Origin of the sequence: Pedobacter sp. HDW13 (genome assembly GCF_011303555.1) — a bacterium.
GTDB lineage: Bacteria > Bacteroidota > Bacteroidia > Sphingobacteriales > Sphingobacteriaceae > Pedobacter.
The window spans coordinates 4,727,624-4,751,691 of sequence record NZ_CP049868.1; the positions used below are offsets into that span (position 1 = coordinate 4,727,624).

The window sequence follows — 24,068 nt, forward strand, 5'->3', positions numbered from 1 at the left end:
ATCGCAGGTATATGGATGTTTCATTAGCCCTTATCGATTATGTTGTGCTGCTTGGATACCTCATTATACTCCTTTTTGTGGCCTTTTATCTAGGGCAGAAAAAGAAGAATGCCGCCGATATTTTTTTAGGCGGAAGAAGTCTTACCTGGTGGCAAATCGGCTTTTCTTTATTCAGTGCCAATGCAGGCCCAATGATGTTAATCGGCTTTGCCAGTATCGGCTTTACCAAAGGGGTTGTGGGTAGTAATTTCGAGTGGCTAGCCTGGATTTTCCTTTTGCTCCTGGCTATGGTTTTTGTACCCCACTATCTCACTACCAAAGTAAGCACCATGCCACAGTTCCTGATGGTGAGATATGGAAAACGGTCTTATAACTTTCTAACCATTTACAGCCTCGTATCCATTATGGTGGTTTGGTTAGGAAGTGGTTTGTATGCAGGCGGCTTGTTAATTTCGCAGATATTTAACTGGCCCCTATTTAAAGCAATGGTATTGGTAGCCATTATTGCCACTAGTTTTACCACTTTGGGCGGACTTAAGGCAGTGGTGCGAACTGGCGTTTTTCAGTCAATCATTATCATCCTGTCTTCCATCGTACTTACTGTATTGGCACTCAATAAAATTGGCGGAATATCAAAACTGTTAAGTGGAGCCCCATCCTCATACTGGCATTTATTTCAACCTGCTAAAGATCCCGAATATTCGTGGGTGGCCATTATTTTGGGCTATCCTGTTGTGGCTATTTATTATTGGTGTACTGATCAAACTATTGTTCAGAAAGTTCTGGCTGCAAAAGATATCAAAGAAGGCCAGTACGGTGCTGTTTTTATTTCGGCGCTTAAAATCATTATGCCCTTCATCTTTATATTTCCCGGCATAATGTGTTTTGTTTTATATAAAGATATCGCCAAACCCGATAACGCTTATATTACCCTGGTTAAGCAGCTCATGCCACCGGGTTTAATGGGTTTATGTATTGCAGCGTTAATTGCGGCTTTAATTGATACCATTTCTTCGGGTTTAAATTCGTTCAGTACTGTTTTTACTTTGGATGTGGTTAACCAGTATAAAAAGCTTAATGAAAAACAAAACCGGTTGGTTGGTCGCGTGGTAACGGTTCTGGCAGCGGTTTTGGCTTTGCTTATTGCCACATTATATTCCTATTCGGGTAAAGGCTTTTTTGATTTAAGTCAGGGTTTGGTATCTATTCTGGCACCACCGCTTTCAGTTGTTTTCTTAATGGGCGTTCTATGGAAAAAAGCCAACAATAAAGCAGCCGAAACTGTATTGTACGGAGGTGGTTTCCTTTGTGTTGTATTGGGGCTTTGTCATATCCTCAATTATCCATACAAAGGTTATTGGCCGCATTTTTTACTATTGTCTTTCTATATCTTTTTAGCCTTATCGGTTATCATGGTACTGGTTTCGGTTTTTACCAAAAACACCCATGAGCACCCGCTATTATCTATTGCCGAAACCAACAAACAGTTTAAATATAAATCAACGAGGGTTTGGCTCTTATGGGCTATACTTGCGGTTGTAATGGCAGGTATTTATATTATCTTTAATTAAAAACTATTTTATGGCCGAACAATTTCCAAACCAACTAATTTCGAGTAATACAAGTGTTTTAACTGCTAACTTTCGCCGCATTTTATTTGCAGCCTTTTTGCTTTGTTTTTCTATGTTGGGATGCCAAAAAACGCCCGATAAAACAAAAGACAAAGAACTGGTTTTTGTAGTAAACCTGGTTGATGATGAAAAAAAGGTTAAGGAATACCTGGATTACCATAAAAAAATCTGGCCAGAAGTTGAAGCCGGTTTTAAAAAGGCGGGATATAAGAAAATTACGCTTTACCGCTTTAATAAAACGATAGTGATGATGATTACCGTACCCGAAAATGCCGATTTAAACCATATGGGGCAGGTGGCAGAATCGTACAGCGAAAAATGTAAAGCCTGGAACCAGCTGATGAGTAAGTACCAGGTAGGAGTTGCGGGGGTAGCCCCTGGACAAAAATGGGCCCAAACTGAAGAGATCTATTCTTTTATTAATCCGTAATACAGTTTACGGATTAATCATTTAATCTGCATACTCTTTTACAAACGACCTTGGCGACTGACCTTTAATTTCTTTGAAGTGTTTATTAAAGTTCGATAGGTTATTGTGCCCGCTGCTATAACAGGCTTCGCTCACATTACAGGTGCCTTCAATTAGCAGTTTGGCGGCAAACCCAATCCGTACCTCTTTAATAAAATCAAGCAGGGTCCGGTTGGTTTTAGCTTTAAAGAACCGGCAAAAGGCAGCAGGGTTCATATTTACTAAGCCCGCTACATGCGAAAGTGAAATCGTTTCTTTGAAATTTTTGAAAATGTAATCGTAAATCAGGTTGATTTTATCGGCATCGGCAGAGTTATCAACGATATTAAAACCGGGTGTAGCCAAAATAGAATACTCGCCCGATTGCGCCAGTACATCGAGTAAGTGCAACATTAACGAAGCCCTGTGCAGGCCTTTGCTTACCAGCATTTCCTGTAATAAGCTTTTCGCCGTTTCTAAAGTATTGCCAGTAAAACGAATTCCTTTAGAAGCATTGTGGAATAACTCCTTTAAATGACGGGCTTCGGGTTTATCAAGTAAATCTTTACCCAAAAAATCAGGGAAAAAATGAACTACAGTAACACGGGGTTGCTGGTAGCTGTTTACGCTTCCATAATATTGCCAGCAATGTGGCAAATAACCGCCCATTAATATCAAATCAGATCCTTTAAAATCTCCGGTATGGTCACCAATAAATCGTTTGCCTTCGCAGTTCTCAATCAATGCAATTTCAAAGTTGAGGTGACACTTCATATGCGTGTACTTGATCAACTCAAGTGGCTCAGTGCGGATGGTAAATGATTGGTTAGGTGGAAAGTTAAAGTTCTCGTATCTGTATTCCATAAAATTGTATTTCTACTGTATAAATATCCTGTTTTTAGCTGAAATGTGCAAGTATATTTGGAATTAAGTTGCTGATTTTTGAAAATTTTATTTGATATTTTGTATGTTTTCAACTTTATGTACGTATTATTTTAAAATTATTTGAAATAATATTTTGTTTGATATCTATTTTTTTAGTGTATATAAATTGTTGTTTTATTAGTGAAAATAATCCATGAAAAAAATAATCCCCATAACTTTCTTCATGCTCCTGGTGCTTATTGTGGGTGCCAAAGACATGAAAATTTTAAGCCCTGATAAAAAAATTCAGTTAACCATAAGTACGGGCTCAGCCAATAGGCCAGGTTTAAACTATAGTGTAATGTTTAAAGGGCGGGTAGTGCTTGCAGCTTCGCCTATGGGGTTCGAATTTGAGCACGAAATTCCTTTATCTAATCACCTTGAGGTGGTTTCGGTTAACGAAAAATTAAATAATACTATGTGGAAACCTGTTTATGGCGAGCGGAGTAGTTATCCTGATTTTTACCGGGCTGTTACCATTCAGTTGAAAGAAACAACTAAACCTTTCCGCTCGTTTTCTATCGATTGCCGGGTGTACAATGAAGGACTTGCTTTCAGGTATAATATCAATACCAACAAACCGCTAACCATTACCCGCGAGCTTACCGGTTTTCAGTTTACTGACGATCACCCATCGTGGATTGCACAGCACTCACAGGCTAGCTATGTAGAAGGGAAGGTTAGTAAAACAATGAATGAATTGGAAAGGCCTTACGTAATTAAAACCCAACCCGATTGTTTTGTGGCTTTGGGCGAGGCCGCTTTAACCGATTATACACAGATGAGGTTTAGCCGTTCTGCTATCGACAGCTTATTATTGCTGGCCGCACTTAAAGGAAAAGTGCTTTTCGATCACAGTTTTTCTACTCCCTGGCGTTATGTGATGATCGCTGAGTCGGAAGCTAAGTTGTTGGAAAATAATTATCTGGTATTAAATTTAAATAAGCCTAATGCGCTGAAAGATGTGCCGTGGATAAAACCTGGCAAAGTCATTCGCGAGGTTACTTTAACCACTACCGGCGGGAAAGCATGTATCGATTTTGCCGCTAAACATAAACTCAGCTATGTAGAATTTGATGCGGGCTGGTATGGGCACGAATATGATAATGCCGCCAGTGCCCTGGCCGTAAATGTCGATACTTCCAGGTCTCCAGGACCTTTAAATCTGCACGAAATCATTGATTATGGTAAGCAAAAGGGGGTTGGTATTATTTTATATGTTAACCAAAGAGCCCTGTCAAAACAACTCGATACCATTCTTCCATTGTACAAATCGTGGGGAGTAAAAGGCATCAAATATGGTTTTGTGAATGTAAGCTCGCAAGCGCATATTACCTGGTTGCACGAAGCCATCCGGAAAGCCGCTGCCCATCAGCTGATGCTCGATATTCACGACGATTACCGCCCAACCGGTTACTCGCGTACTTACCCTAATTTAATCACCCAGGAAGGTGTAAGGGGAGATGAAGAAAGCCCTGATAACAGACAGGCCTTAATTACTATATTTACCCGTATGCTGGCTGGTGCTGCCGATGCTACCAATTGCTATTTTGCTCCGAGGGTTAATCAAATGGGCTCGCATGCCTCGCAGATGGCAAAGGCAATTTGTATTTACAGCCCATGGCAGTTCGTGTATTGGTACGATAGGCCCGTAGGTTCGCCCTTGGGTAAAGGCGGAGCGGGGACTAACACTTCGGCGGCAAAAACAGCAGTGCCGGTAATTGAAGAAATTCCCGATCTGGGTTTTTACGATGCCTTACCAACCGTATGGGACGATACTCGGGTACTGGAAGGCAAAATTGGCGCTTATGCAACCATCGCCCGAAGAAATGGCGATAACTGGTATGTAGGATCTTTAACCGATCAGGCCAGAAAGTTTAGTTTAGCTTTCAGTTTTTTAAAAAAGAATGTAAAATATGAAGCAACGCTTTATGCCGATGATGACAGCCTGCAAACTGATACTAAAATCTACATCAGGCGGATAAAAGTAGATTCGGCAACTGTTTTAGATCTAGATTTAAAAAACAAAAATGGAGTAGCGATAATTATAAAAGCCTTAAATCGATAAAAACGATTTCTAACTCAACGCTAATATGGTTTTACAATCATCAAAAAAGCATCAGTAAAAGTCAAAATCTGAGGAGTTTTTAAGGAGCGCTGTTCCTAATTTAGGCCAAACAAATCATCCCCTCTTTGCTCTTGGATTAAGTATACAAGCTCTTCCCTGCCATTTGGTTGGGAAGAGTTTTGGTAAATACTGCAGGGATTTTAAAATCTATTGGTAAAAAATAGAACGGCGAAATCAAAGCAAACACTATACAGTTTTAATACTTTTCAAGTATGCTGGTGCAAATAAAACATCAATATTGGTCAATTTGTCATCAGTTTTGAAGACTTTAAATTGGCTAATTTAGCAGTGATATGATCATCGATCATCTTTTTGATAAACAACACACAAACAAATTTATGAAGAAAACATTATTGATTAATTTTGTGTTGCTGCTATATTTTGTGAGCAGCCAGGCACAGTCTATTCAGCTAAAAACCGACGATCTGGGACTGAATATTTCCTCATCAGGGCAAATTACCGCCATGTTAAACCCTAAAACGGGCAAGAACTACCTGGCTGCCGGAGTAAAAGCACCTTTGTTAAAAATCCAAACCGGTGAGCAGTGGGAAGAACCTGAACAGGCTGCATTCAATCCTAAATCGGGTACCATTACACTGACTTTTGCAGCTTCAAAAGTTTCTGCCGATGTTAAAATTAGCCAAAAGAAAACCCACCTGGTTTTTGAATTGATACGTTTAAGTGCAAAAGATAAAGTAAACGCGGTGATTTGGGGGCCATATCCAACCGTTATTGCTAAAACCATTGGCGAAGTGGTTGGTGTAGTACGCGATGGTAGTTACGCGATTGGACTTCAAGCTTTAAATGTGAAAACACTGGGCGGTGTGCTAAATAATGCAGAAGGAGCCGATTATTCAAGAGGTTCGGTAGCAGTAAGTCAGCCTTATGGCAGTAGTTTGCAGGCTTTTAGTCTCGATCGGTCAAAAGATAGGAAGCATACTGTTTGGAACCAATATCCCAATATGCCCGTTAAGGCAATTGCAAACGAAACCACTGTAGGTTCGAAAATTGCACTTTTTGGATCTCCTGAAAATGAGGTGCTAACGCGTATTGGTGCAATCGAACTTGCCGAAGGCCTGCCACATCCCTTAATTAATGGCGTTTGGCACAAACAGTCGCCCGAAACCGGACGAGCCTACATGATTTCTGATTTTGATGAAAGCAATATCGATTCTATGTTGAACTATACGCAGCAGGCAGGACTAATGTCGCTCTATCAGGAAGGACCGTTTCAATCGTGGGGACATTTTATTTTAAACCCTACAGCCTTTCCTCATGGGAATGCAGGCATGAAAGCTTGTGTAGATAAGGCATCGAAAAAAGGTATCCGTATCGGTGTGCATACTCTTAGTAATTTTGTGAATACCAACGATCCTTATGTTACGCCAATGCCCGATAAGCGGCTTGCTTTAACTGGTAGCTCCATCTTAACCGAAGAAATAGCGCCCACAGCTACAGAAATTACAGTCGAATCCAACGAATATTTTAAAAATATAAAGCCAAGTACTTTACACGCAGTAGTTATTGGCGATGAAATTATCCGTTTTCGTGAAGTAACGGCTACAGCTCCTTACAAATTGCTCGATTGCCAGCGTGGAGCTTATGGTACAAAAGCTACTGCACATGTTAGAGGAACAGCGATCGGGATGATGATGGATTATCCTTACAATACACTCTTTACCAGTTTTAACCTTCAGCAAGAAATTGCCGGGAATTTAGGTCGTTTCTTTAACGAAACAGGCATTTCGCAAATGGATTTTGACGGACATGAAGGTTGTTTGTCGGCCGGAGAAGGTGATTATGGTATGCAGGCTTTTGCCGAAAAGGTTTTTAAAGATACTAAACACACTTTGGTTAATGGCACCAGCAGATCTAGCCATTACTACTGGCACATTTGTCATTACTGGAACTGGGGCGAGCCATGGTATGGTGGGTTCCGCGAATCACAGGGTGATTACAGATTAGAAAATCAGCCCTTTCTCGAAAGAAATTACATGCCTAATATGTTAGGCTGGTTTTTACTTTCCTCAACTACCACTGCTGAAGATATTGAATGGATGATGGCCAGGGCTGCCGGTTATCATGCCGGTTTTGCTTTGGTTGCGCGGTATAAAAGCCTGCAAAAAAATCCAAATACAAGCCAGTTACTCGCGCTCATTAAACTTTGGCAGGAGGCTTACAGAAAGAACATTTTTAGCGCAGACCAGCTTAGCCGGTTAAAAAATCCTGAAAACGACTTCCATCTCGAACAAAATAACCAGGGCTGGAAGTTGTATCCTTTTAAAAAAATCAAATTTGAACACACCAAACAACTACTACAGCCCGGGCAACCAACCTTTTCAGAATGGCAATTTACCAATAGCAATGCCGAGCAGCCTTTAAATTTTACGCTTACATTTACTGGTAAGGAAGGAGTAATTCGCAATCCCTGGCTCGAGCTGGACGGTTATTTTAAACTCGAACTACCAGGCGAATTTGAAGCCGGCACTTCAATTGTATGCAATGGTACAACAGTTAAAGTTTATAATAGTAAAGGTGGTTTTAAAAAGGAAATTACCTTAAAGCAACCTGTTCCAGCTTTAAAAACCGGTAAACATACCATCAAATTTGATTGCGGATTTACTGATGAGAGCGAAATAATCAACCGGTTTATCATTAAAACCATCAGTAATGCAGAGGTGATTCCGAACAAGTAATTATCAGATTTATGCCCGTTACACCTGTTATTGCCAGGCTGCGACAAATAAAATCAAAACCTCATTTTTCAGTGGTTTGTGTTAGCACAAACCACTGTTAAGCATAAAATCTTTTCCCAAGGGCAAGCTCCATTGCCAGTTTACCTCGCTAACTGTCCAAGTCAGCCGGCAATATGCCTGTTTCAATATTTTATTGCTGTTTTTTGCCCGTTAATGCAACTAGTTTTGGCTATACATTTAATAGGAAAGACTAAATAGACCATTAAAAGCAATAAAATCATGAACGAATTATCAATTAAAAAACAAATAGGCCTTTGGGGTAAAATAACAATGTATTTTGTTGTATTTCTGCTAAGCGGTTTGGGTGCTGCACAGGCTACTGAAATTAATTTAACCGATAGCAATACTTTAGTTAGCAAGCCATTGGTGGCGCTAAAGCATATAAAGGCAGGCGTACTGGATGTGGGTTACGCCGAGGCCGGCCTGGCTGATGGGGAAACAGTTATCCTGCTTCATGGCTGGCCTTACGATATAGACAGTTATAGTGAAGTAACAGGCATTCTTGTTGCAAAAGGCTATCATGTATTGGTGCCCTACCTAAGAGGTTACGGTACAACGAAGTTTCTTTCTGCAACTACTCCCCGCAACGGACAACAAGCAGCAGTTGCGGTAGATATTGTGGCCTTTATGGATGCTTTGAAAATTAAAAAAGCCATTTTGGGTGGTTACGACTGGGGAGCTCGTACAGCCGATATCATTGCAGCCATCTGGCCTGAACGTGTTAAAGGATTGGTTTCGGTAAGTGGTTATTTAATTGGTAGCCAGGCTGGAAATTTGGCTCCTTTGCCACCAAAAGCTGAGCTGGCCTGGTGGTATCAATTCTATTTTGCAACGGCACGAGGTGCGGCGGGTTATGCAGCCAATACCAAAGCCTTTAATAAACAAATCTGGCAGCTGGCCTCACCAAAATGGAGCTTTAGCGATGCAACCTATGCGGAATCGGCCAAAGGGTTCGATAATCCTGACCACGTACAGGTGGTGATCGATAACTACCGTTGGAGATTGGGCTTAAGTAAAGGAGAAACTAAATACGGTGTACTTGAAAAGAAACTGGCTACCTCACCTACTATTTCGGTCCCCACAGTAACCCTTGAGGGAGATGCCAACGGGGCGCCGCATCCAGATCCGGCACAATACGCTAGTAAATTTACAGGCAAATATGTGCACCATACCATTAGCGGTGGCATTGGGCATGTGCTTCCTCAGGAGGCGCCACAGGCTTTTGTCGATGCCATTATTGAGGTTGCAAATCTGGCCCGCTAAGCATCCCTTCATCCTTAATTATCCGCGATGGATAAAAATCAGATCCACAATCATTGCTTTTCGGGCAGTAATAAGTTCATCAAAAGCATTATCTGTGAGTTGAAATAACTGCTTGTACAAAGGAGCCATAATGAGGGGATAAGATAATAGCGAAAAAAGGTTCATCAGGAATTGGTAGGGAGGCATCGTTTTAACATTGCCCGAGTCCATTTCTTGTTGCACTTCGTTTAAAAAGCTTTCAACAGGACCTGAATCGATATTTCCAACCAGTTGCTTTCCGAGTGTGTTGATTTCGGTTACGAGAAAAGTTTCCTGATAGGGGAAAGCCATCATATCCTTTAAAAATACTTCAATCAGAAATTCAACCTTTTGCCTGAATGGTTTAGCAGAAGCCATACATGCGTTAAGGCGTTCGCTCAGCCCTTGCATCGCTTCCTGAAAAACAGCTGCAATGAGTAAATCCCTCGAGCGGAAATAGTAGTGCAGTGCGGTACGGTTTACTCCAGCCGCATCGGCAATTTCCTGAGTGGTGGCATGCAATTTACCTTCGGCAAAAATGAGCCTTTTGGCGGTGTCTTTAATTAATTGTTCGGTTCCGGTATTTTTAAGTGGCATGTTATTGTTTAATCGCTGTTAATTTAAATTAATGTAACTGTTTATACCAATCTCTTTGATAAAATATTCATCATGAGAGATCACCAACAGTGTGCCTGCATAATCTTTTATGGCCGCAGTAAGTACATCCAGGCTCTTCAGATCCAGATTATTAGTCGGCTCGTCCAAAATAAGCATGTCGGGTTTGAGGTTACTTACAGAAAGACAGCACAGCGCGAGCTTCATTTTTTCGCCTCCACTCAATCCCACACATTTGCGGTCAAAAGAGGCTGCATCAAATTGCGAATGCACTAAAAATGCTCTGATTTCGTGTTCCTGCAATCCAATCGAATTATATTCTTGTATCTGGTCGTAAATGCTTAGCTCTGGCTTAATCATCGCATAATCCTGATCGAGGTAAAGATAGGAAAAATCGGTAGCGCTGTAATTTCCCTGGATGGGTTGCAGCTCTCCAGTTACGATTTTTAGTAAGGTGCTTTTGCCCGAGCCATTTGCTCCTTTAATCTGCATCCTTTCGCCCGATCGAAGCTGGAAACTGATTCCTTCTTGCAGCAAAGGAATGGTATATCCGAAGTTAATTGCTTCGGCATCGATCAGTAATTTTCCATGGTGTATTTCGGATGCCATGATGTTGATTTTTAACACCTGATATTGTTGAATTTGCGACCGCGTTTCCTGCATGTTTTCCTGTAAGCCCGTTATTTTTTCATGCTGGGCATCAAGTACTTTAGCCGTACTCCGTTCCGATTTACTTTTCAATCCGCCGGCAATAATGCGGGGAAGCGAGTTGCTTTGTCCGGCGCTTTTACCACGCTGCTCTTGTTTTTGGCGCTGGTAGGCTACATCGCGTGCTTTCTTCTCTGTTTGTTTAAGTGTTTTGGCCTGTTCGTTAAGCTGTGCATGCAGGGCATTAACCTTTTCCAGCTTTTGCTGCTGATAAAATTCAAAATTGCCACCATAAACCTCAATGCCTTTTTTACTCAGCTCGAGGGTTTTATTCATCAGATTAAGCAAGCTTCTGTCATGACTCACCACCAAAATGGTTGCCTTGCTCTGCGCTATAAATTGATATAATTTTTTTCGGGTTTGGATATCCAAATGGTTGGAAGGTTCATCTAGCAAAATCAGCTCTGGTTGGTGCAGGTTTATGCTGGCCAGGAAAATTTTTGTTTTCTGTCCTCCACTCAGGCTGCCAAGTAACTGATCGGTTGATAAATGTTCTAGTCTCCATTTTTTTAATGCCTGACTTACTTTCTGCTCAATTTCCCAGTCATCATTCAGATCGGTAAAATGCTGCGGATCGGCATCACCAGCCAGAATAGCTTGCAGGGCTTTTAGCTTTTGATCGATGCCAAGTGTGCGGGCAACGGTATACTGGTCGTATTCTCCTAAATGCTGCGGAATGTACCACGGCTTTTCAGGGGTGATGATTTCGCCTGAACCGGGTTGCATAGCACCTGCAAGCATTTTGAGCAAGGTTGATTTGCCTACGCCATTAATGCCCACTAATGCCGCTTTATCGCCGCTGGCAATGTTTAGCGAGAGGTTATTGAAGAGTTGCTCGTTATCGGGATGGGTATAAGAAAGGGATCGGATGATTAAACTCATAGCTAAACATTAGGCAATTGAAAAATATTTACGGGTGTAAAGGTATTATTCTTTTTTGTTTAACAAAAATGTTTAATAAGAATAATTTAGAATCGTATTTACTAATAAGCAGAATATGAGTTGATTAAATCTTAATATACTTCATAACATAAGGTGCAACACTTCGTTGCTTTGTTTATTAAAATGAAAGAAGGTAGGTGGGGAGATATGCTTTTATAAGGCAAATTAAGCGTAAGCCTGATTATTTTTAATAAAGTATACTAAATTGGTAGACTTTTTATATATTTGGCCAATCACCAAATTCTCTTGCCGAATAGCCTGGTGATTTCAGCAATTCATAAAAATAACATCCTGGTTGTGCAATGTGTGGCGCTTTATGTAATGGTGGAAAATTCATTCAGCACAGATGGCGTACAATCCAGGATGTTATTTAAGCTTTTCACAAGATACGATTAAGCCCTCATTACTATCCGATTATCACAGAAAAAATAAATACTATAAAATCTATAGGTTTAATTGGTTTTTAATATTTTTTGTTTTACCTTTACAGCATCTAGTAATTCCACCAATAGTAGATAATTTATACAGAAGAAGGGAGAGGGAGCCTCATCGATCTTCTAGCAACTTTTCAGTAATGAAATAAGTGCTTTACTCATTCCGGAGGTATTCCGGAAAAATAAATTTACTGCATCTAATAATTCCACCACTAGTAGATGATTTATACAGAAGAAGGGAGAGGGAGCCTCGTCGATCTTCTAGCAACTTTTCAGCAATGAAATAAGTGCTTTACTCATTCGTCCGAAATTTTTCGGGGGAAAAATAAATTAACTAAGATATGAAAACACTTAAACTACAAAACTCCTGCTGTTGTAAATAGCATTTACAGTTTCAAACATGCTTTTCTTTTTTGATTAAGCGGCTGGTAATTTACCAGTCATGGAAATGGTATGTCTGCTCCACAGGGTTTTAAAACAGAATTACTAAACTAAAACCATAAACATGAACTTTAAAAACTATCTACCCACACTAAAAGGCCTCTCTTTGGGACTATTGATCAGTAGTTCGGCCTTTTCGGCAACAGTTAAACCACCCGCAGCCTTTATTAAAGAAGGAATATGGCGCGGTGTATTTACGGTGAGCGAATCGGCTGTTCCATTTAATTTCGAATTTAAGGGCAAAGATCCTGAACACGCTGTTTTTACTTTGATAAATGGCACCCGTCGCGATGATTTCCATGTGCAGCGTCTTGGAAAGGATTCGATTTTCGTTAAAATGAATACTTACGATGCAGCCCTGGTGGCCAAAATAGAACCCAATGGTACATTAAGTGGTGAGTATCGGAGTTTGGTACCAGGTTTCAGGGGGAACTCTCTGCCATTTACGGCCGAGCCTGGTAAAACCTACCGCTTTGTAGAGCCCGGTAAAGATGTAAAACCTACTGCCGACCTATCGGGCAAATGGGAACTTAAATTATACAGTAAAGAAGCTGTTCCTGCATCAATTGCGGTGCTGAAACAAAACGGGAATAAGCTTACGGGCGTAATTATGACGGTTGTAGGCGATAGCCGTGAAATTGAAGGCACCATACAAGGAAATGAGTTCGCTTTATCGGGCTTTACCGGTCCAAGTCCTTTTATTATTAAAGGAAAAGTAAATGAAGATGGCACGCTATCAGGAGATCAGGGTTTTGGTATCTATAAAAACATCAAGTTCGATGCCACTAAAAACAACGATGCCAACCTGCCTGATCCCTATAAATTAACCTTTTTAAAAGAAGGCTATAAAAAACTCGATTTCACTTTTCCTGATCTTAAGGGTAAAGCCGTTTCGCTGAGCGACGATAAATACAAAGGCAAAGTGGTAATTGTAGAAATTGTGGGTACCTGGTGTCCGAACTGTACCGACCAGACTGTTTTTCTTTCGCCCTGGTTTAACAAAAACCAAAAACGCGGAGTAGAAGCCATTGCCATTGGTTTTGAACAAAAAGACAGTCTGGCCTATGCCCAGTACACGCTCGGAAAGCTGAGAGATAAATACGATATCAAATACGATATCCTATTCGGTGGGCTGGCCGATAAGAAACTGGTAGCACAGAAACTGCCCGCACTCAACAAATTTATTGCTTTCCCAACTACCATTATCATCGATAGAAAAGGAGAGGTACGCGAAATTTACACCGGTTACACCGGCACGGTAACAGGTAAATATTACGACGATTACGAGAAGAAATTTAATCGCGTACTAGACGAACTGATTGCCGAACCAGCACCAGAAACTGCTGCAGTAAACAAGAATGAATCGATAAAAGGAAAATAATCATTAAAAAACCAAAATAAAATGAGCGTACATAAAATTTTTAAAGGAGCAGTTTTGCTCAGTTCACTGTTTATTGGTGGACAGGTTTTGGCCGATGGTGTAAAACCGGTAGCTGTAGAAAAAACAATAAAAGAAGGGGTTTGGCGCGGTGTATTTAATGTAAGCGAAACCCAGGTGCCTTTTAACTTCGAATTTAAAGGCAAGGATTTCGAACATGCTACTTTTACCCTGTTAAATGGCACCCGTCGCGATGATTTCCACGTAAAACGCATTGCACCCGATTCGGTATTTATTAAAATGAATACTTACGATGCAGCCCTGGTAGCCAAAATAAATGATGATGGTACATTATCAGGCGAGTATCGCAGTTTGGTGCCGGGTTTCAGGGGCAATTCGCTTCCTTTTACTGCCGAGCATGGCAAAAAGTACCGCTTTGTTGAGCCGGGTAAAGATGTGGCACCGGCGGCCAATATATCGGGCAAATGGGAGCTTAAGTTCTATTCAAAAGAACAGGTGCCTAACAAGGTGGCGATACTAAAACAAAACGGAAACAAGCTAACCGGGGTAATTATGCAGGTAACCGGCGATAGCCGCGAACTGGAAGGTACTGTACAAGGTGATGAGTTTGTGCTTTCGGGCTTTACGGGCCCAAGTCCTAAAATTTACAAAGGTAAAATCAATCCTGATGGTACCATCAGCGGCGTAATTTCGGCCGGAATTTACGATAATACCAAATTTGATGGTGCAAAAGACGATAAAGCCGAATTGCCCGATCCCTACAAAATTACATTCTTAAAAGAAGGTTATAAAAAGCTCGATTTTACCTTCCCTGATCTTGCCGGGAAATCGGTTTCGCTAAGCGACGATAAGTACAAAGGTAAAGTGGTAATTGTAGAAATTGTGGGTACCTGGTGCCCGAACTGTACCGATCAAACGGTATTTCTTTCGCCATGGTTTAACAAAAACCAGAAAAGAGGAGTAGAGGCCATTGCCATTGGCTTTGAACAAAAAGACGACCTGGAGTACGCCAAATACACACTGGGCAAACTGCGCGATAAATACGATGTAAAATACGATATCCTTTTTGGTGGCCTGGCCGATAAAAAACTGGTATCGCAGAAATTGCCGGCACTCAATAAATTTATTGCTTTTCCAACTACCATTATCATCGACAGAAAAGGCGAAGTACGCGAAATTTATACGGGTTATACCGGCACCGTTACCGGAAAATACTATAAAGAATACGAGAAAAAATTTAACGCTTTGTTAGATGAACTGATTGCAGAAGATGCTACGGCTACTGCCTCGGCAACAGGCGATAAAAACACGCAAAAAAGCAAATAATCATATCCTTACGCCGGTTAAGCTGATGGGTTAACCGGTATTATCTAAAAAATATAAATCCAAAATGAAACTAACATTAACCATTTCGCTATTAACCCTGGCCTCTTTAGGCGCTTTATCACAGTCGAACCGCTTTGCTGCGGCAAACCACAACGGATCTGCATCAAAGAAAATAATTGTTACACCTAATCATGCTTCAAAGGCGCAATCGTTCAAAGTAGATAATGCCAGCAGCAAACTAACCTGGTTGGCCAAAAAAGCTACTGGCGAACACAGTGGCAACGTAAAAGTGAGCGAAGGAACATTTGTAATTGATGGTACAACACTTAAATCAGGCAGTTTTACCATCGATACCAAATCGATTACCGTAACCGATGTTACCGACGCCACCACAAACGGAAAGTTGCTTGGGCACTTAAAAAGCGAAGATTTTTTCAGTACTGAGAAATTTCCGACTTCAACTTTTGTAATTACATCTGCCAAAAAAGGAAGTGGCAACCAGTATAGCTTAACCGGTAAACTAACAATTAAAGGCATTACCAACGAGGTAAGTTTTCCGGCGGCAATTGATGTTGCTGGTAAAAAGTTAACCGCCAAAGCTAAAATTACCATCGATCGTACGAAATATGATATCAAGTTCAGATCAAAAAACTTTTTCGAAAACCTTGGTGATAAAGTAATATACGATGATTTTGATATCGATGTAGCCTTAGTGGCGAATGCCGGATAATAAACCAACCTAAACTAAAACGCTTAATAAGAAAGGCTGTATTGTTGCCGGATCGTTATGGCGAAGCCGATGGCTCAAAGCAAGTTCACAATACAGCCTTTCCAATTTAAAACAAACTGCCAAACGATTTTATAAGCTTAATCAGGGCTAAAAGAAACAGAATTGAACCGATGAAAAAAAGAAGTGCTATCATCATACTGAGCTTTATTGCGCTGTTGCTTACCCAGGCAGCTTTTGTTGGAGGCGGCGTAAGCGAAATCCAAACCAAAGAAGAACTTGGGAGCAGTTTATTTTTCGATAACATCCTTTCGAAAGACAGAACCATTAACTGCTCATCGTGCCACAGGCCCGAATTTGCCTTTGCTGATACGGCCACTTTTAGCATTGGTATTGGCGGTAAACTAACCGCACGCAATTCGCCCGGTTTAACCAATTTATCTGGTCGCACACATTTTTTCTGGGATGGAAGGGCAGCTTCGCTCGAAGAGCAGGCTTTAGGCCCCATTACTTCACCCGATGAAATGGGATTGAGCATTGAAGAAGCTGTAGAAAGGCTGAACAAGGATAAGGCATACGTCGAGGCTTTTGCAAAAGTATTTAAATCGCCGGCTACCAAAGATAACCTGTTAAAAGCACTTGCTGCTTTTGAGCGGACCTTAGAAACCAATAACAGTGCTTACGATCGTTACATCAATGGCGATGATAATGCCCTTTCGGCTGCGGCAGCCCGCGGGCGGCTGTTGTTTATTGGTAAGGCCAACTGCAATAACTGCCACTCGGGAGAAGATTTTACCGCCGATCGTTTTAAAAATATTGGCCTTTATAATGGTAAAACCCTCAAAGATGCCGGACGTTTTACCATCACGAAAGACAGCACGGCCATTGGCGAATTTAAAATACCTGGCCTGCGCAATGTGGCCTTAACCGCTCCCTACATGCATAACGGACAGTTTAAAACGCTTAAAGAGGTGGTTACCTACTACAATAATCCATCAGCAGTGGTACACGATGGCCTTAACCGCGACTTATCACTCGATAAACCACTCAATCTATCCGACGGCGATATCAATGACCTGGTAGAATTTCTGAAAGCGCTTACTGATGAAAGATTTTTAACCGCCAAAAACAACCCGGCCAAAAACTAGATAATTAAAGGAACGGCACATCGTTTTTGCGCAGAAAAAAAGCGCAACAGCCCTTGTTATGCCCAAATTTTAACACATAAAATGAAAAAAAACATACTATTAATAACCACAATACTCTTTTTTGCAATCAATACCTTTGCGCAAAAAAGGCTCATAACCGGTGTGGTCACTTCGGCCGACGATCAAACACCCATCCCCGGGTATCGGTAAAAGTGAAAGGTCTTAATGAAGGTGCCTCTACTACCAAAAACGGTAGTTACCAGGTACCCATTCGCAATGGTAAAATTCTGCAGTTTTCTTTTGTGGGCTACATAACACAAGAGGTAGAAATTGGCCAGCAATCGGTCATCAATGTTAGTTTAGTACCCCTGGCCAGCAGTTTGGATGAAGTGAGTATTGTAGGTTCGCACAATGCCAACCGTACCAAATTAAACTCGGCCAACCCGGTTGATATTATTGACCTGAAGGCGCTGCAGGAGTCGGCACCACAGGTAAGCGTAACCCAGTTGCTGCAATATGTATCGCCCTCGTTCCATTCGTCGGTTTCGGGTGGAGGCGATGCAGCCTCGGCTACTTCAACCGCACAGTTGCGTGGTTTGGGTGTCGATCAGTTATTGGTGCTGATTAACGGAAAAAGACGTCATAAAAGTTCCAACATTAGCTGGGGAGGTCTGGGCAATGGTGCTACCGGTTACGATTTGAATGCCATTCCTACCGGAGCTATCGAACGCATCGAAATCCTGCGCGATGGCGCCGCTGCACAATATGGTTCTGATGCCATTGCAGGTGTAATTAACATTGTACTGAAGAAAAGTACAGAGGAACTTTCGCTTACTTCAACCGCGAGTGCGCGCAAACGTGGCGATGGCTTAACTACCCGCACCAGCAGTAATTACGGACTTAAACTGGGTAATAAGGGCGGTTATTTAAACATAACCGGCGAGTTTGCCACTCAGGCAGTTTCCTTACCTGTTGGTAATTCTGAGTCGGGATTGTACATTGGCCCTGCTTATGGTGGTGGTGCCAATACCAGAGGGTTCGACCAGATTTATACCAAAGAAATAGACGATGCCATTTTAGCCAGCAGGGGTATAGACCGCCATTATTTCGATCAGCGTGGAAGTACCAACAAATCCATTGACGGTTTATTATTTTTTAATGCTTCTGTTCCGTTAAAAGATGATGTAGAACTTTATTCATTCGGAGGCATCAGTCACCGCACCTCACAATTTACTGCAGTTTACCGTCTGCCAGGCTGGACTGAGCGTAACAATACGTTTATTTATCCCGATGGTTTTTTACCAGCTATGGATAACATTCTTTCCGATAAATCGTTGGCGATTGGTGTAAAAGCCAAAGTGAAAAACTGGAAGGTGGATATTTCCAACGTGTATGGCATCAACGATTTTTCGAATGTAGTCAGCAATTCGCTCAATGCCAGCCTGGGCCAGCGCAGTCCGCGTAAGTTCGATGCAGGAAGTTACAATGCCAGCCAGAATACTACCGGTTTAGATTTTAGCCGTTATTTCGACAAGGTATTGAGCGGCTTGAATGTTGCTTTTGGTGGCCAGTACCGGGTAGAAACCTATCAGATTATCGCTGGTGAGGACGGTTCGTATTCAAAAGCCGATCTTCGTACCATTTATGGCATCGATACTACTGCAACCGGTATTCCTTACACTACTTCGCTGGGTTTAACGCCTTTAAACGGGCTTTCTCCGGGTTCACAAATCCATGCCGGTTTTCGTCCTTCAAACGAAGTTAATGTAAGCCGGTCTATTTCTGCGGCTTATTTAGATGCCGAATTGAATATTACGCCTAAATGGCTGGTATCTGGTGCATTAAGGGTCGAAAATTATTCGGATTTTGGTAGTGTATTTACCTATAAAGCTGCTTCGCGCTTTGGCATTACCGATTGGTTAGGCGTAAGGGCTTCCATCAATTCGGGCTTCCGCGCGCCCGATCTGGCCCAGTTTTACTATACCGAAACCTCTACCACTTTTCAGAATGGGGTAGCTATCGATCAGGTTACCGCCAATAACGTAAATCCGGCCACTACAGCCTTGGGTATTCCTGCCTTAAAGGCCGAGAAATCGAAGGGTTACACCGCAGGTTTTACCGCTTCGCCATTGCCTAATGTAGAACTTACGGTCGATGCCTACCAGATTGATATTAATGACAGAGTGGGAAACACCGGGCGTTTTTCGGCAACTGATACCAATTTGCCGGCCGATGTACGGGCACTTTTTGTACAAACCGGAACCGTGCAGGCTAAGTTTTTCTATAATTCTTTCAGTACCCGAACCAGAGGGATAGAAGTAGCCGGCAGCTATAAATTTCTTTTCGAGAACGGTGGCAATGCCTCTTTTCTGGCCAGCGCCAACTTTTTAGATACCAAACTCACCAATGTAAATACCCCCAAAGGACTGGAAGCCTACCGTTACATCATATTCGACGAGTCGGAACAGGCACGTGTAACCAATAATATTCCTTCAACAAAAGTAAGTTTACAGGGCACCTACAGTTATAAAAAATTAAATATCTTACTGCGTACAGTATATTTTGGCTCGGTGGTGTCGGTTTCGCAACTCAACGCCAATTTCCCTAAACCCGATTACTACTATCAAACATTTAGCCCGATTTGGGTAACCGATATTTCGGTTGGTTATAAATTAACCAATAATTTGCTGGCCACTGTGGGCGCTAATAATTTATTTAACGTACTGGGCGATTATAGCGTTCCGGCACCGGGCAGCAACATTACCCGTAATCCTGGCCCTGGTGGCGCGCAGGCAGGTACCAATGCCGGCATTCAGCCATTTGTGAGATTATCGGCCAAATTTTAATTCTTAAAACAAACACATGAAATTTTTAAAGAACATAAATCAGTTAAAATATTTAACGTTTACGAATAAACTGGTACTGGCAGCCTCGATTTTAATTGCGGTTTTACCTTCGTGCAAGAAAACTGAATACCTCGATACCGATAATGCCGATCGCGAGCCGTTGAGCGCAAAAGTTAAGTTGGTAAATGCGCTAAGCATTACTGCGCCTGTTAATTTTCTGGATTTTACCCGGCAAATTAATACCACACTGGTTGCCCATAATGTGGCTACTACTTACCTCGATACCCAGTTTGGTAAAGTACAGTACAATACTACCGAAGGCAGCAATACCAGTTATAAATCTTCCTATATTTTTGGCGGCGCGGCTTCTTTTGCACAGGAAACAGATAAAGCATCCTTCGCAGGGCCAAATGGACCAATTGCCAGTTACTACCATACTTTGTTTACCGTTGCCAAGCGTAAACCAAGCAAGTTAAATCCGGGTAACCGCGATAGTTTGGTGCTGGTGTACGACGATTTAACTGCACCGGCTGCCGGCAAAGCCAAAATCAGGTTTGCCAATTTCTCACCCGATGCACCTAACCTTGATTTAAAAACTACCGGAGGCACTTCCTGGTTTGCCAATGTGGCCTACGGTAACTTTGGCGATCAGGTGCAGCTAAGCTACGATGCCAATGGAAAAGCACCAGCCACCATTTCGGGGCTGAGCTGGAAAACACTGGGACCATTTAAGGAAATTGCTGCAGGTGCTGCACAAAACCTCGAGCTTAGAAACAACAGCACAGGTACGCTAGTACCGGTAAAAACTGCGGCTTTGAGCAACCTTAATTTTGAAGAAGGTAAAATCTATACACTGTTTATCAATGGCAATCTCGCTACCGATGCAGCCTTGCAAGCTACACTGATTGTACACACTAAATAATGGATACTAATGAGAACAAATAACAGGAGGCATTTCATTAAAACATCCCTTACTCTTGCTGCAGGAGCAGCTTTAAGTCCGGCTTTATCGCATGCTTTTGCTAAACCAGCAGTTTTGCAATTTGTGCAGGAACCATTAAAATATCCCTTTAATGCGTTCGAGCCTTATATCGATGCGCTTACCACCGAGATCCATTATACCAGGCACCATACGGCTTACATTAAAAATGTAAACGAAGCCATTGTGGCCGAAAAAATACCTTACACTACTGTCGAAACTTTTTTCGAAAATGCAGCCAGTCTTTCGGCTAAAGCGCGCAACAACGGTGGCGGAGCATGGAACCATAATTTCTTTTTCGCTACGCTAAAGCCCGGTAGTGCATCAGTACCCGAAGGGAAATTAAAAACGGCCATTGATAAAGCTTTTGGCTCGGTTGATCGTTTTAAAGAACAATTTGCACAAGCAGCAGCCACCCGTTTTGGCTCCGGCTGGGCCTGGCTGGTTAATGATAAAGGGCAGCTTAAAATCACCTCTACGGCCAATCAGGATAATCCCTTGTTTAGTTCGGCAGAAGTGAAAGGCATTCCTTTACTCGCGCTCGACGTTTGGGAACATGCCTATTACCTCAAATACGAGAACAAAAGGGCCGATTATATTGCTAATTTCTGGAATGTGGTAGATTGGGATGTAGTAGCAGGCAGATTAACTTGATTACAAGGCCATTTGAATGGCTTAAAGAAGCCCTGCTTTCTGCAGGTTATATTTGGTTAGAAGAGCGGAACTCGCCTGGATAGGGAGTTCCGCTAATTTATAAAGGCAATTATCCTTTTTTGAAATGTTTGTTCAATGCATTTTGCACTTTAGCCACATCAGTTTCGATGGCTTTTTTTACGCCGGCATCAAGTGCTTTGGTAAAATTGGGTGCAACATGAATGGCTGTAGTATCGTTTACAATAATCAATTCGAGCGGATTAGCCCCAAATTTTAACGCTACTTTTAATTTAGAAACCTCTTTTTCAACGTTTTTGCTAAATTCATAGCTATCGCTCAATTCGTCAAAACAATCGCGTGCAGCCTGAAATACAAGTTCAGTTTCAATATCCAAGCCGTTTATAACGATTGTAGCAGCCTGCAATTCTTTTTTCAGGTCCTCGTTTCCTTTTACTGTTGTGTGGATGGTTTGCAAAGGTTCAAGTAAATCTTCGCTGATCACGATTAACTTTTTATCTGTGATTACAATTTTTGCATGGTTGCCGGTTTCATCAAACAATTGTTCTACGTGGATGATATCGTTACCATCTTTAACTACAGATACATTTTGTGATTGTTTTTCAACTTTCGAATCGGCGATGGCATTTTTCAATACGTTTACCAGATAATCGAGAACCGGATATTGATTAATTTCAGACATGTATTTAATTTTTTTTGCAAAGATAGGTTTGCAAACGGATCAAAGAAGTTTTAACAGATTTTTTTTTGGAAGCAGGACAATACAGGATGAAACTGAATAATTTAATCTTTAATTTTATCATTAACCATCCCTAACCAAATTGATATGAGAATTAGCTATTTAACTTTTCTTGCTTTTTTAACACTGCTAACCGTTTCCAGTTTTGCACCTGATAAACAGTATGCCCAACGTTTAGGTATTATGTCGGGCTTAGGGCAAGACAGCATTGCCCATGCCGGCGGTTTTACCATGATTGGCGAATCGGTAAGGAAAATGCTTGCCCCGGGCTTAACCGACGATGCTTTTAATGCCAACCTGAAACAGATAAAGGCTGCCAGATGTAAAGTAACTGTGTGTAACCTGTTTTTTCCGGGGAACATTAAAATAGCAGGTCCCGATGTGGTAGAAGCCAGGGTTTTATCGTATGCCGATTCGGTATTTTCGAGGGCAGGGCAGGCAGGTGTAAAGCTGATTGTTTTAGGCAGTGGAGGTTCGCGTAACATTCCGGTAGGTTACGATCTGGCTAAAGCTAAAACAGATTTTGTGGCACTCTGTAAAAAAATAGGGCAGCTTGGGGCAAAATATAAAGTAGTAATAGCGCTCGAAAATCTCGAAACTACTGAAACTACTTTTATTACTTCACTTAAATCGGCTGCCGAGATTGTAAAAAGGGTAAATCATCCCAATTTTAGGCTCAATGTAGATATTTTTCACATGATGCGCGAAGGAGAATCGCCTGATGAAATACGGGCTGCAAAAGGCTTGGTAGGGTACTGCGAAGTAGCCGAAAAAGAAAAACGTACACTACCTGGGGTAATGCGCGATGATTTTAAGCCGTATTTTCGTGCCTTGCGCGACATTAATTACAAAGGCCTTATTTTTATTGAAGGAAGCATTGGCAATGCTGCGGTAGAAATACCGGGTGCCTACAGATATTTATCGGCACAACTGGCCGAAGTTGATGCAGAAAAACGATAACATATTTGTAAATGGCAAGGTTTTGCTTCTTTTTAAGGGGTTTTTGTTGTTGAAAGATATTAAAGGTTTAAAAATACAACCAGTAAGGATTAATATTTAGAGATAATTGATTGTTGAAACTGATTTATTAAAGTTTTTAACCTTTTTTGTTTTAATTACTTGCCTATCAATATAAAACTACATTCGGTTTACTGTTAATTTCAGTACAAACTGGCCTAATAGTATTATCTTTGCAACCGATTGCGATGGACACTTACAGCTCATTTTCAGATAATGAACTAGCTTTCTTACTGACTAAGGATGATGAGCTGGCTTTTACCGAAATTTACAACCGTTTTTACGGCTTGTTGTTTATCCACGCCAGTAAACGCTTAAACAGCGAGGAAGAAGCCAAAGACCTGGTACAGCAGTTATTCGAAACTTTATGGATCAAAAGGGCAAAGGTAGCTCCCGATGGTAATTTGTCGGCCTATTTGTATGCGGCCACCCGAAATAGGGTGATTGATGTTTTTGCACATCAGAAAGTGGAGGATAAATATATTGGTTCCTTACAGGGCTATTTGGATCAGGAACATGTATTAACCGATTACCTGGTGCGTGAAAAAGAAATGGCTGCTTTAATAGAACGCGAAATAGATGCTTTACCCCCTAAAATGCGCGAAATCTTCTTAATGAGCCGCATGGAGAATAAAACCCATAAAGAAATTGCCGAATTACTCGAAATTTCCGAGTTAACGGTAAAAACGCAGGTGAAAAGAGCACTTAAAATTTTACGTTCGCGTTTGGGACTGGTTACCTATCTTATTTTTATGCTTAAAACCTATCATTAAAGCAAAAAACTGCTTTTAGGTCGGGTGAAGGTAGTAATTCGTAGATTTTGGGTGTAAGATTTGTGAAATGGGGCAATCAATTTTTGTGTCTGCTGAAAAAAATGTAAAAAAAAATATATTTCCGCGTACCCCCA

At 41.5% G+C, this 24,068-nt stretch carries 18 protein-coding genes and 2 riboswitches; of the genes, 14 read left to right on the top strand and 4 right to left on the bottom strand.

Features of this window, described 5'->3' with window-relative positions; genetic code table 11:
* The first annotated feature begins 11 nt into the window (after positions 1-11).
* Together G7074_RS20000 and G7074_RS20005 are read left to right on the top strand one after the other, a co-directional pair.
* Positions 12-1,571, top strand: a complete 1,560-nt coding sequence (locus G7074_RS20000) for a sodium/solute symporter (protein ID WP_166210874.1) — start codon at positions 12-14, stop codon at positions 1,569-1,571.
* Positions 1,572-1,581: 10 nt separating this feature from the next.
* A complete protein-coding gene (locus G7074_RS20005) occupies positions 1,582-2,061 on the top strand; it encodes an L-rhamnose mutarotase (RefSeq protein WP_124559420.1) in 480 nt (159 codons plus the stop codon).
* A 21-nt stretch (positions 2,062-2,082) separates the two neighbouring features.
* On the opposite strand, the gene G7074_RS20010 is transcribed toward G7074_RS20005, so the two are convergent.
* Entirely contained in the window at positions 2,083-2,943 is an 861-nt protein-coding gene (locus G7074_RS20010; RefSeq protein ID WP_124559419.1) for an AraC family transcriptional regulator, read from the bottom strand.
* Positions 2,944-3,157: 214 nt separating this feature from the next.
* On the opposite strand from G7074_RS20010, the gene G7074_RS20015 reads away from it, so the two are divergent.
* The 3 genes from G7074_RS20015 to G7074_RS20025 all read left to right on the top strand — a co-directional run bounded on the left by G7074_RS20015 (position 3,158) and on the right by G7074_RS20025 (position 9,150).
* The gene (locus tag G7074_RS20015) at positions 3,158-5,071 is read left to right on the top strand and encodes a glycoside hydrolase family 97 protein (RefSeq protein ID WP_124559418.1); all 1,914 of its coding nucleotides are present in this window, start codon (positions 3,158-3,160) and stop codon (positions 5,069-5,071) included.
* Between the two features lie 398 nt (positions 5,072-5,469).
* Positions 5,470-7,827 (top strand): hypothetical protein, encoded by a 2,358-nt coding sequence (locus tag G7074_RS20020; protein WP_166210877.1) that lies wholly within the window; start codon positions 5,470-5,472, stop codon positions 7,825-7,827.
* Between the two features lie 279 nt (positions 7,828-8,106).
* The gene (locus G7074_RS20025; RefSeq protein WP_199748305.1) at positions 8,107-9,150 is read left to right on the top strand and encodes an alpha/beta fold hydrolase; all 1,044 of its coding nucleotides are present in this window, start codon (positions 8,107-8,109) and stop codon (positions 9,148-9,150) included.
* 18 nt (positions 9,151-9,168) lie between these two features.
* Here G7074_RS20025 and G7074_RS20030 read toward each other — a convergent pair whose 3' ends face one another.
* Positions 9,169-9,765, bottom strand: a complete 597-nt coding sequence (locus G7074_RS20030) for a TetR/AcrR family transcriptional regulator (protein ID WP_124559416.1) — start codon at positions 9,763-9,765, stop codon at positions 9,169-9,171.
* An 18-nt stretch (positions 9,766-9,783) separates the two neighbouring features.
* A complete protein-coding gene (locus G7074_RS20035) occupies positions 9,784-11,373 on the bottom strand; it encodes an ABC-F family ATP-binding cassette domain-containing protein (protein WP_166210880.1) in 1,590 nt (529 codons plus the stop codon).
* 577 nt (positions 11,374-11,950) lie between these two features.
* Positions 11,951-12,056: riboswitch (SAM riboswitch) on the top strand.
* A gap of 32 nt (positions 12,057-12,088) precedes the next feature.
* Positions 12,089-12,199: riboswitch (SAM riboswitch) on the top strand.
* 173 nt (positions 12,200-12,372) lie between these two features.
* Between G7074_RS20035 and G7074_RS20040 the strand changes: the two genes are divergently transcribed.
* The 7 genes from G7074_RS20040 to G7074_RS20070 all read left to right on the top strand — a co-directional run bounded on the left by G7074_RS20040 (position 12,373) and on the right by G7074_RS20070 (position 21,387).
* Positions 12,373-13,689, top strand: a complete 1,317-nt coding sequence (locus tag G7074_RS20040; RefSeq protein WP_166210883.1) for a peroxiredoxin — start codon at positions 12,373-12,375, stop codon at positions 13,687-13,689.
* A 21-nt stretch (positions 13,690-13,710) separates the two neighbouring features.
* Positions 13,711-15,033: a peroxiredoxin gene (locus G7074_RS20045; protein WP_166210886.1), complete on the top strand. Its 1,323-nt coding sequence runs from the start codon at positions 13,711-13,713 to the stop codon at positions 15,031-15,033.
* 64 nt (positions 15,034-15,097) lie between these two features.
* Positions 15,098-15,763, top strand: a complete 666-nt coding sequence (locus tag G7074_RS20050; RefSeq protein WP_124559369.1) for a YceI family protein — start codon at positions 15,098-15,100, stop codon at positions 15,761-15,763.
* Between the two features lie 170 nt (positions 15,764-15,933).
* Positions 15,934-16,908, top strand: a complete 975-nt coding sequence (locus G7074_RS20055) for a cytochrome-c peroxidase (protein WP_124559368.1) — start codon at positions 15,934-15,936, stop codon at positions 16,906-16,908.
* A gap of 212 nt (positions 16,909-17,120) precedes the next feature.
* Positions 17,121-19,754 (top strand): TonB-dependent receptor domain-containing protein, encoded by a 2,634-nt coding sequence (locus G7074_RS20060; protein WP_166210889.1) that lies wholly within the window; start codon positions 17,121-17,123, stop codon positions 19,752-19,754.
* A gap of 16 nt (positions 19,755-19,770) precedes the next feature.
* Positions 19,771-20,676: a DUF4397 domain-containing protein gene (locus tag G7074_RS20065; protein WP_124559366.1), complete on the top strand. Its 906-nt coding sequence runs from the start codon at positions 19,771-19,773 to the stop codon at positions 20,674-20,676.
* A gap of 9 nt (positions 20,677-20,685) precedes the next feature.
* A complete protein-coding gene (locus tag G7074_RS20070; RefSeq protein WP_166210892.1) occupies positions 20,686-21,387 on the top strand; it encodes a superoxide dismutase in 702 nt (233 codons plus the stop codon).
* A 109-nt stretch (positions 21,388-21,496) separates the two neighbouring features.
* Here the strand turns inward: G7074_RS20070 and G7074_RS20075 are convergent, their stop codons facing one another.
* Positions 21,497-22,087, bottom strand: a complete 591-nt coding sequence (locus G7074_RS20075; protein WP_124559364.1) for a hypothetical protein — start codon at positions 22,085-22,087, stop codon at positions 21,497-21,499.
* Positions 22,088-22,231: 144 nt separating this feature from the next.
* On the opposite strand from G7074_RS20075, the gene G7074_RS20080 reads away from it, so the two are divergent.
* Positions 22,232-23,104, top strand: coding sequence for a sugar phosphate isomerase/epimerase (locus G7074_RS20080; RefSeq protein WP_166210895.1), 873 nt, complete (start codon positions 22,232-22,234; stop codon positions 23,102-23,104).
* Positions 23,105-23,334: 230 nt separating this feature from the next.
* Positions 23,335-23,934 carry an RNA polymerase sigma-70 factor gene (locus tag G7074_RS20085; protein WP_240916367.1) on the top strand — a complete coding sequence of 200 codons (600 nt, stop codon included), beginning with the start codon at positions 23,335-23,337 and terminating at the stop codon, positions 23,932-23,934.
* The last annotated feature ends 134 nt before the right edge of the window (positions 23,935-24,068 follow it).

What these genes read in the sequence shown, in the direction of transcription:
- G7074_RS20000 (WP_166210874.1), top strand. Translation starts at nt 12, where the DNA reads ATGGATGTTTCATTAGCCCTTATCGATTATGTTGTGCTGCTTGGATAC.
- G7074_RS20005 (WP_124559420.1), top strand. Translation starts at nt 1,582, where the DNA reads ATGGCCGAACAATTTCCAAACCAACTAATTTCGAGTAATACAAGTGTT.
- G7074_RS20010 (WP_124559419.1), bottom strand. Translation starts at nt 2,943, where the DNA reads ATGGAATACAGATACGAGAACTTTAACTTTCCACCTAACCAATCATTT.
- G7074_RS20015 (WP_124559418.1), top strand. Translation starts at nt 3,158, where the DNA reads ATGAAAAAAATAATCCCCATAACTTTCTTCATGCTCCTGGTGCTTATT.
- G7074_RS20020 (WP_166210877.1), top strand. Translation starts at nt 5,470, where the DNA reads ATGAAGAAAACATTATTGATTAATTTTGTGTTGCTGCTATATTTTGTG.
- G7074_RS20025 (WP_199748305.1), top strand. Translation starts at nt 8,107, where the DNA reads ATGAACGAATTATCAATTAAAAAACAAATAGGCCTTTGGGGTAAAATA.
- G7074_RS20030 (WP_124559416.1), bottom strand. Translation starts at nt 9,765, where the DNA reads ATGCCACTTAAAAATACCGGAACCGAACAATTAATTAAAGACACCGCC.
- G7074_RS20035 (WP_166210880.1), bottom strand. Translation starts at nt 11,373, where the DNA reads ATGAGTTTAATCATCCGATCCCTTTCTTATACCCATCCCGATAACGAG.
- G7074_RS20040 (WP_166210883.1), top strand. Translation starts at nt 12,373, where the DNA reads ATGAACTTTAAAAACTATCTACCCACACTAAAAGGCCTCTCTTTGGGA.
- G7074_RS20045 (WP_166210886.1), top strand. Translation starts at nt 13,711, where the DNA reads ATGAGCGTACATAAAATTTTTAAAGGAGCAGTTTTGCTCAGTTCACTG.
- G7074_RS20050 (WP_124559369.1), top strand. Translation starts at nt 15,098, where the DNA reads ATGAAACTAACATTAACCATTTCGCTATTAACCCTGGCCTCTTTAGGC.
- G7074_RS20055 (WP_124559368.1), top strand. Translation starts at nt 15,934, where the DNA reads ATGAAAAAAAGAAGTGCTATCATCATACTGAGCTTTATTGCGCTGTTG.
- G7074_RS20065 (WP_124559366.1), top strand. Translation starts at nt 19,771, where the DNA reads ATGAAATTTTTAAAGAACATAAATCAGTTAAAATATTTAACGTTTACG.
- G7074_RS20070 (WP_166210892.1), top strand. Translation starts at nt 20,686, where the DNA reads ATGAGAACAAATAACAGGAGGCATTTCATTAAAACATCCCTTACTCTT.
- G7074_RS20075 (WP_124559364.1), bottom strand. Translation starts at nt 22,087, where the DNA reads ATGTCTGAAATTAATCAATATCCGGTTCTCGATTATCTGGTAAACGTA.
- G7074_RS20080 (WP_166210895.1), top strand. Translation starts at nt 22,232, where the DNA reads ATGAGAATTAGCTATTTAACTTTTCTTGCTTTTTTAACACTGCTAACC.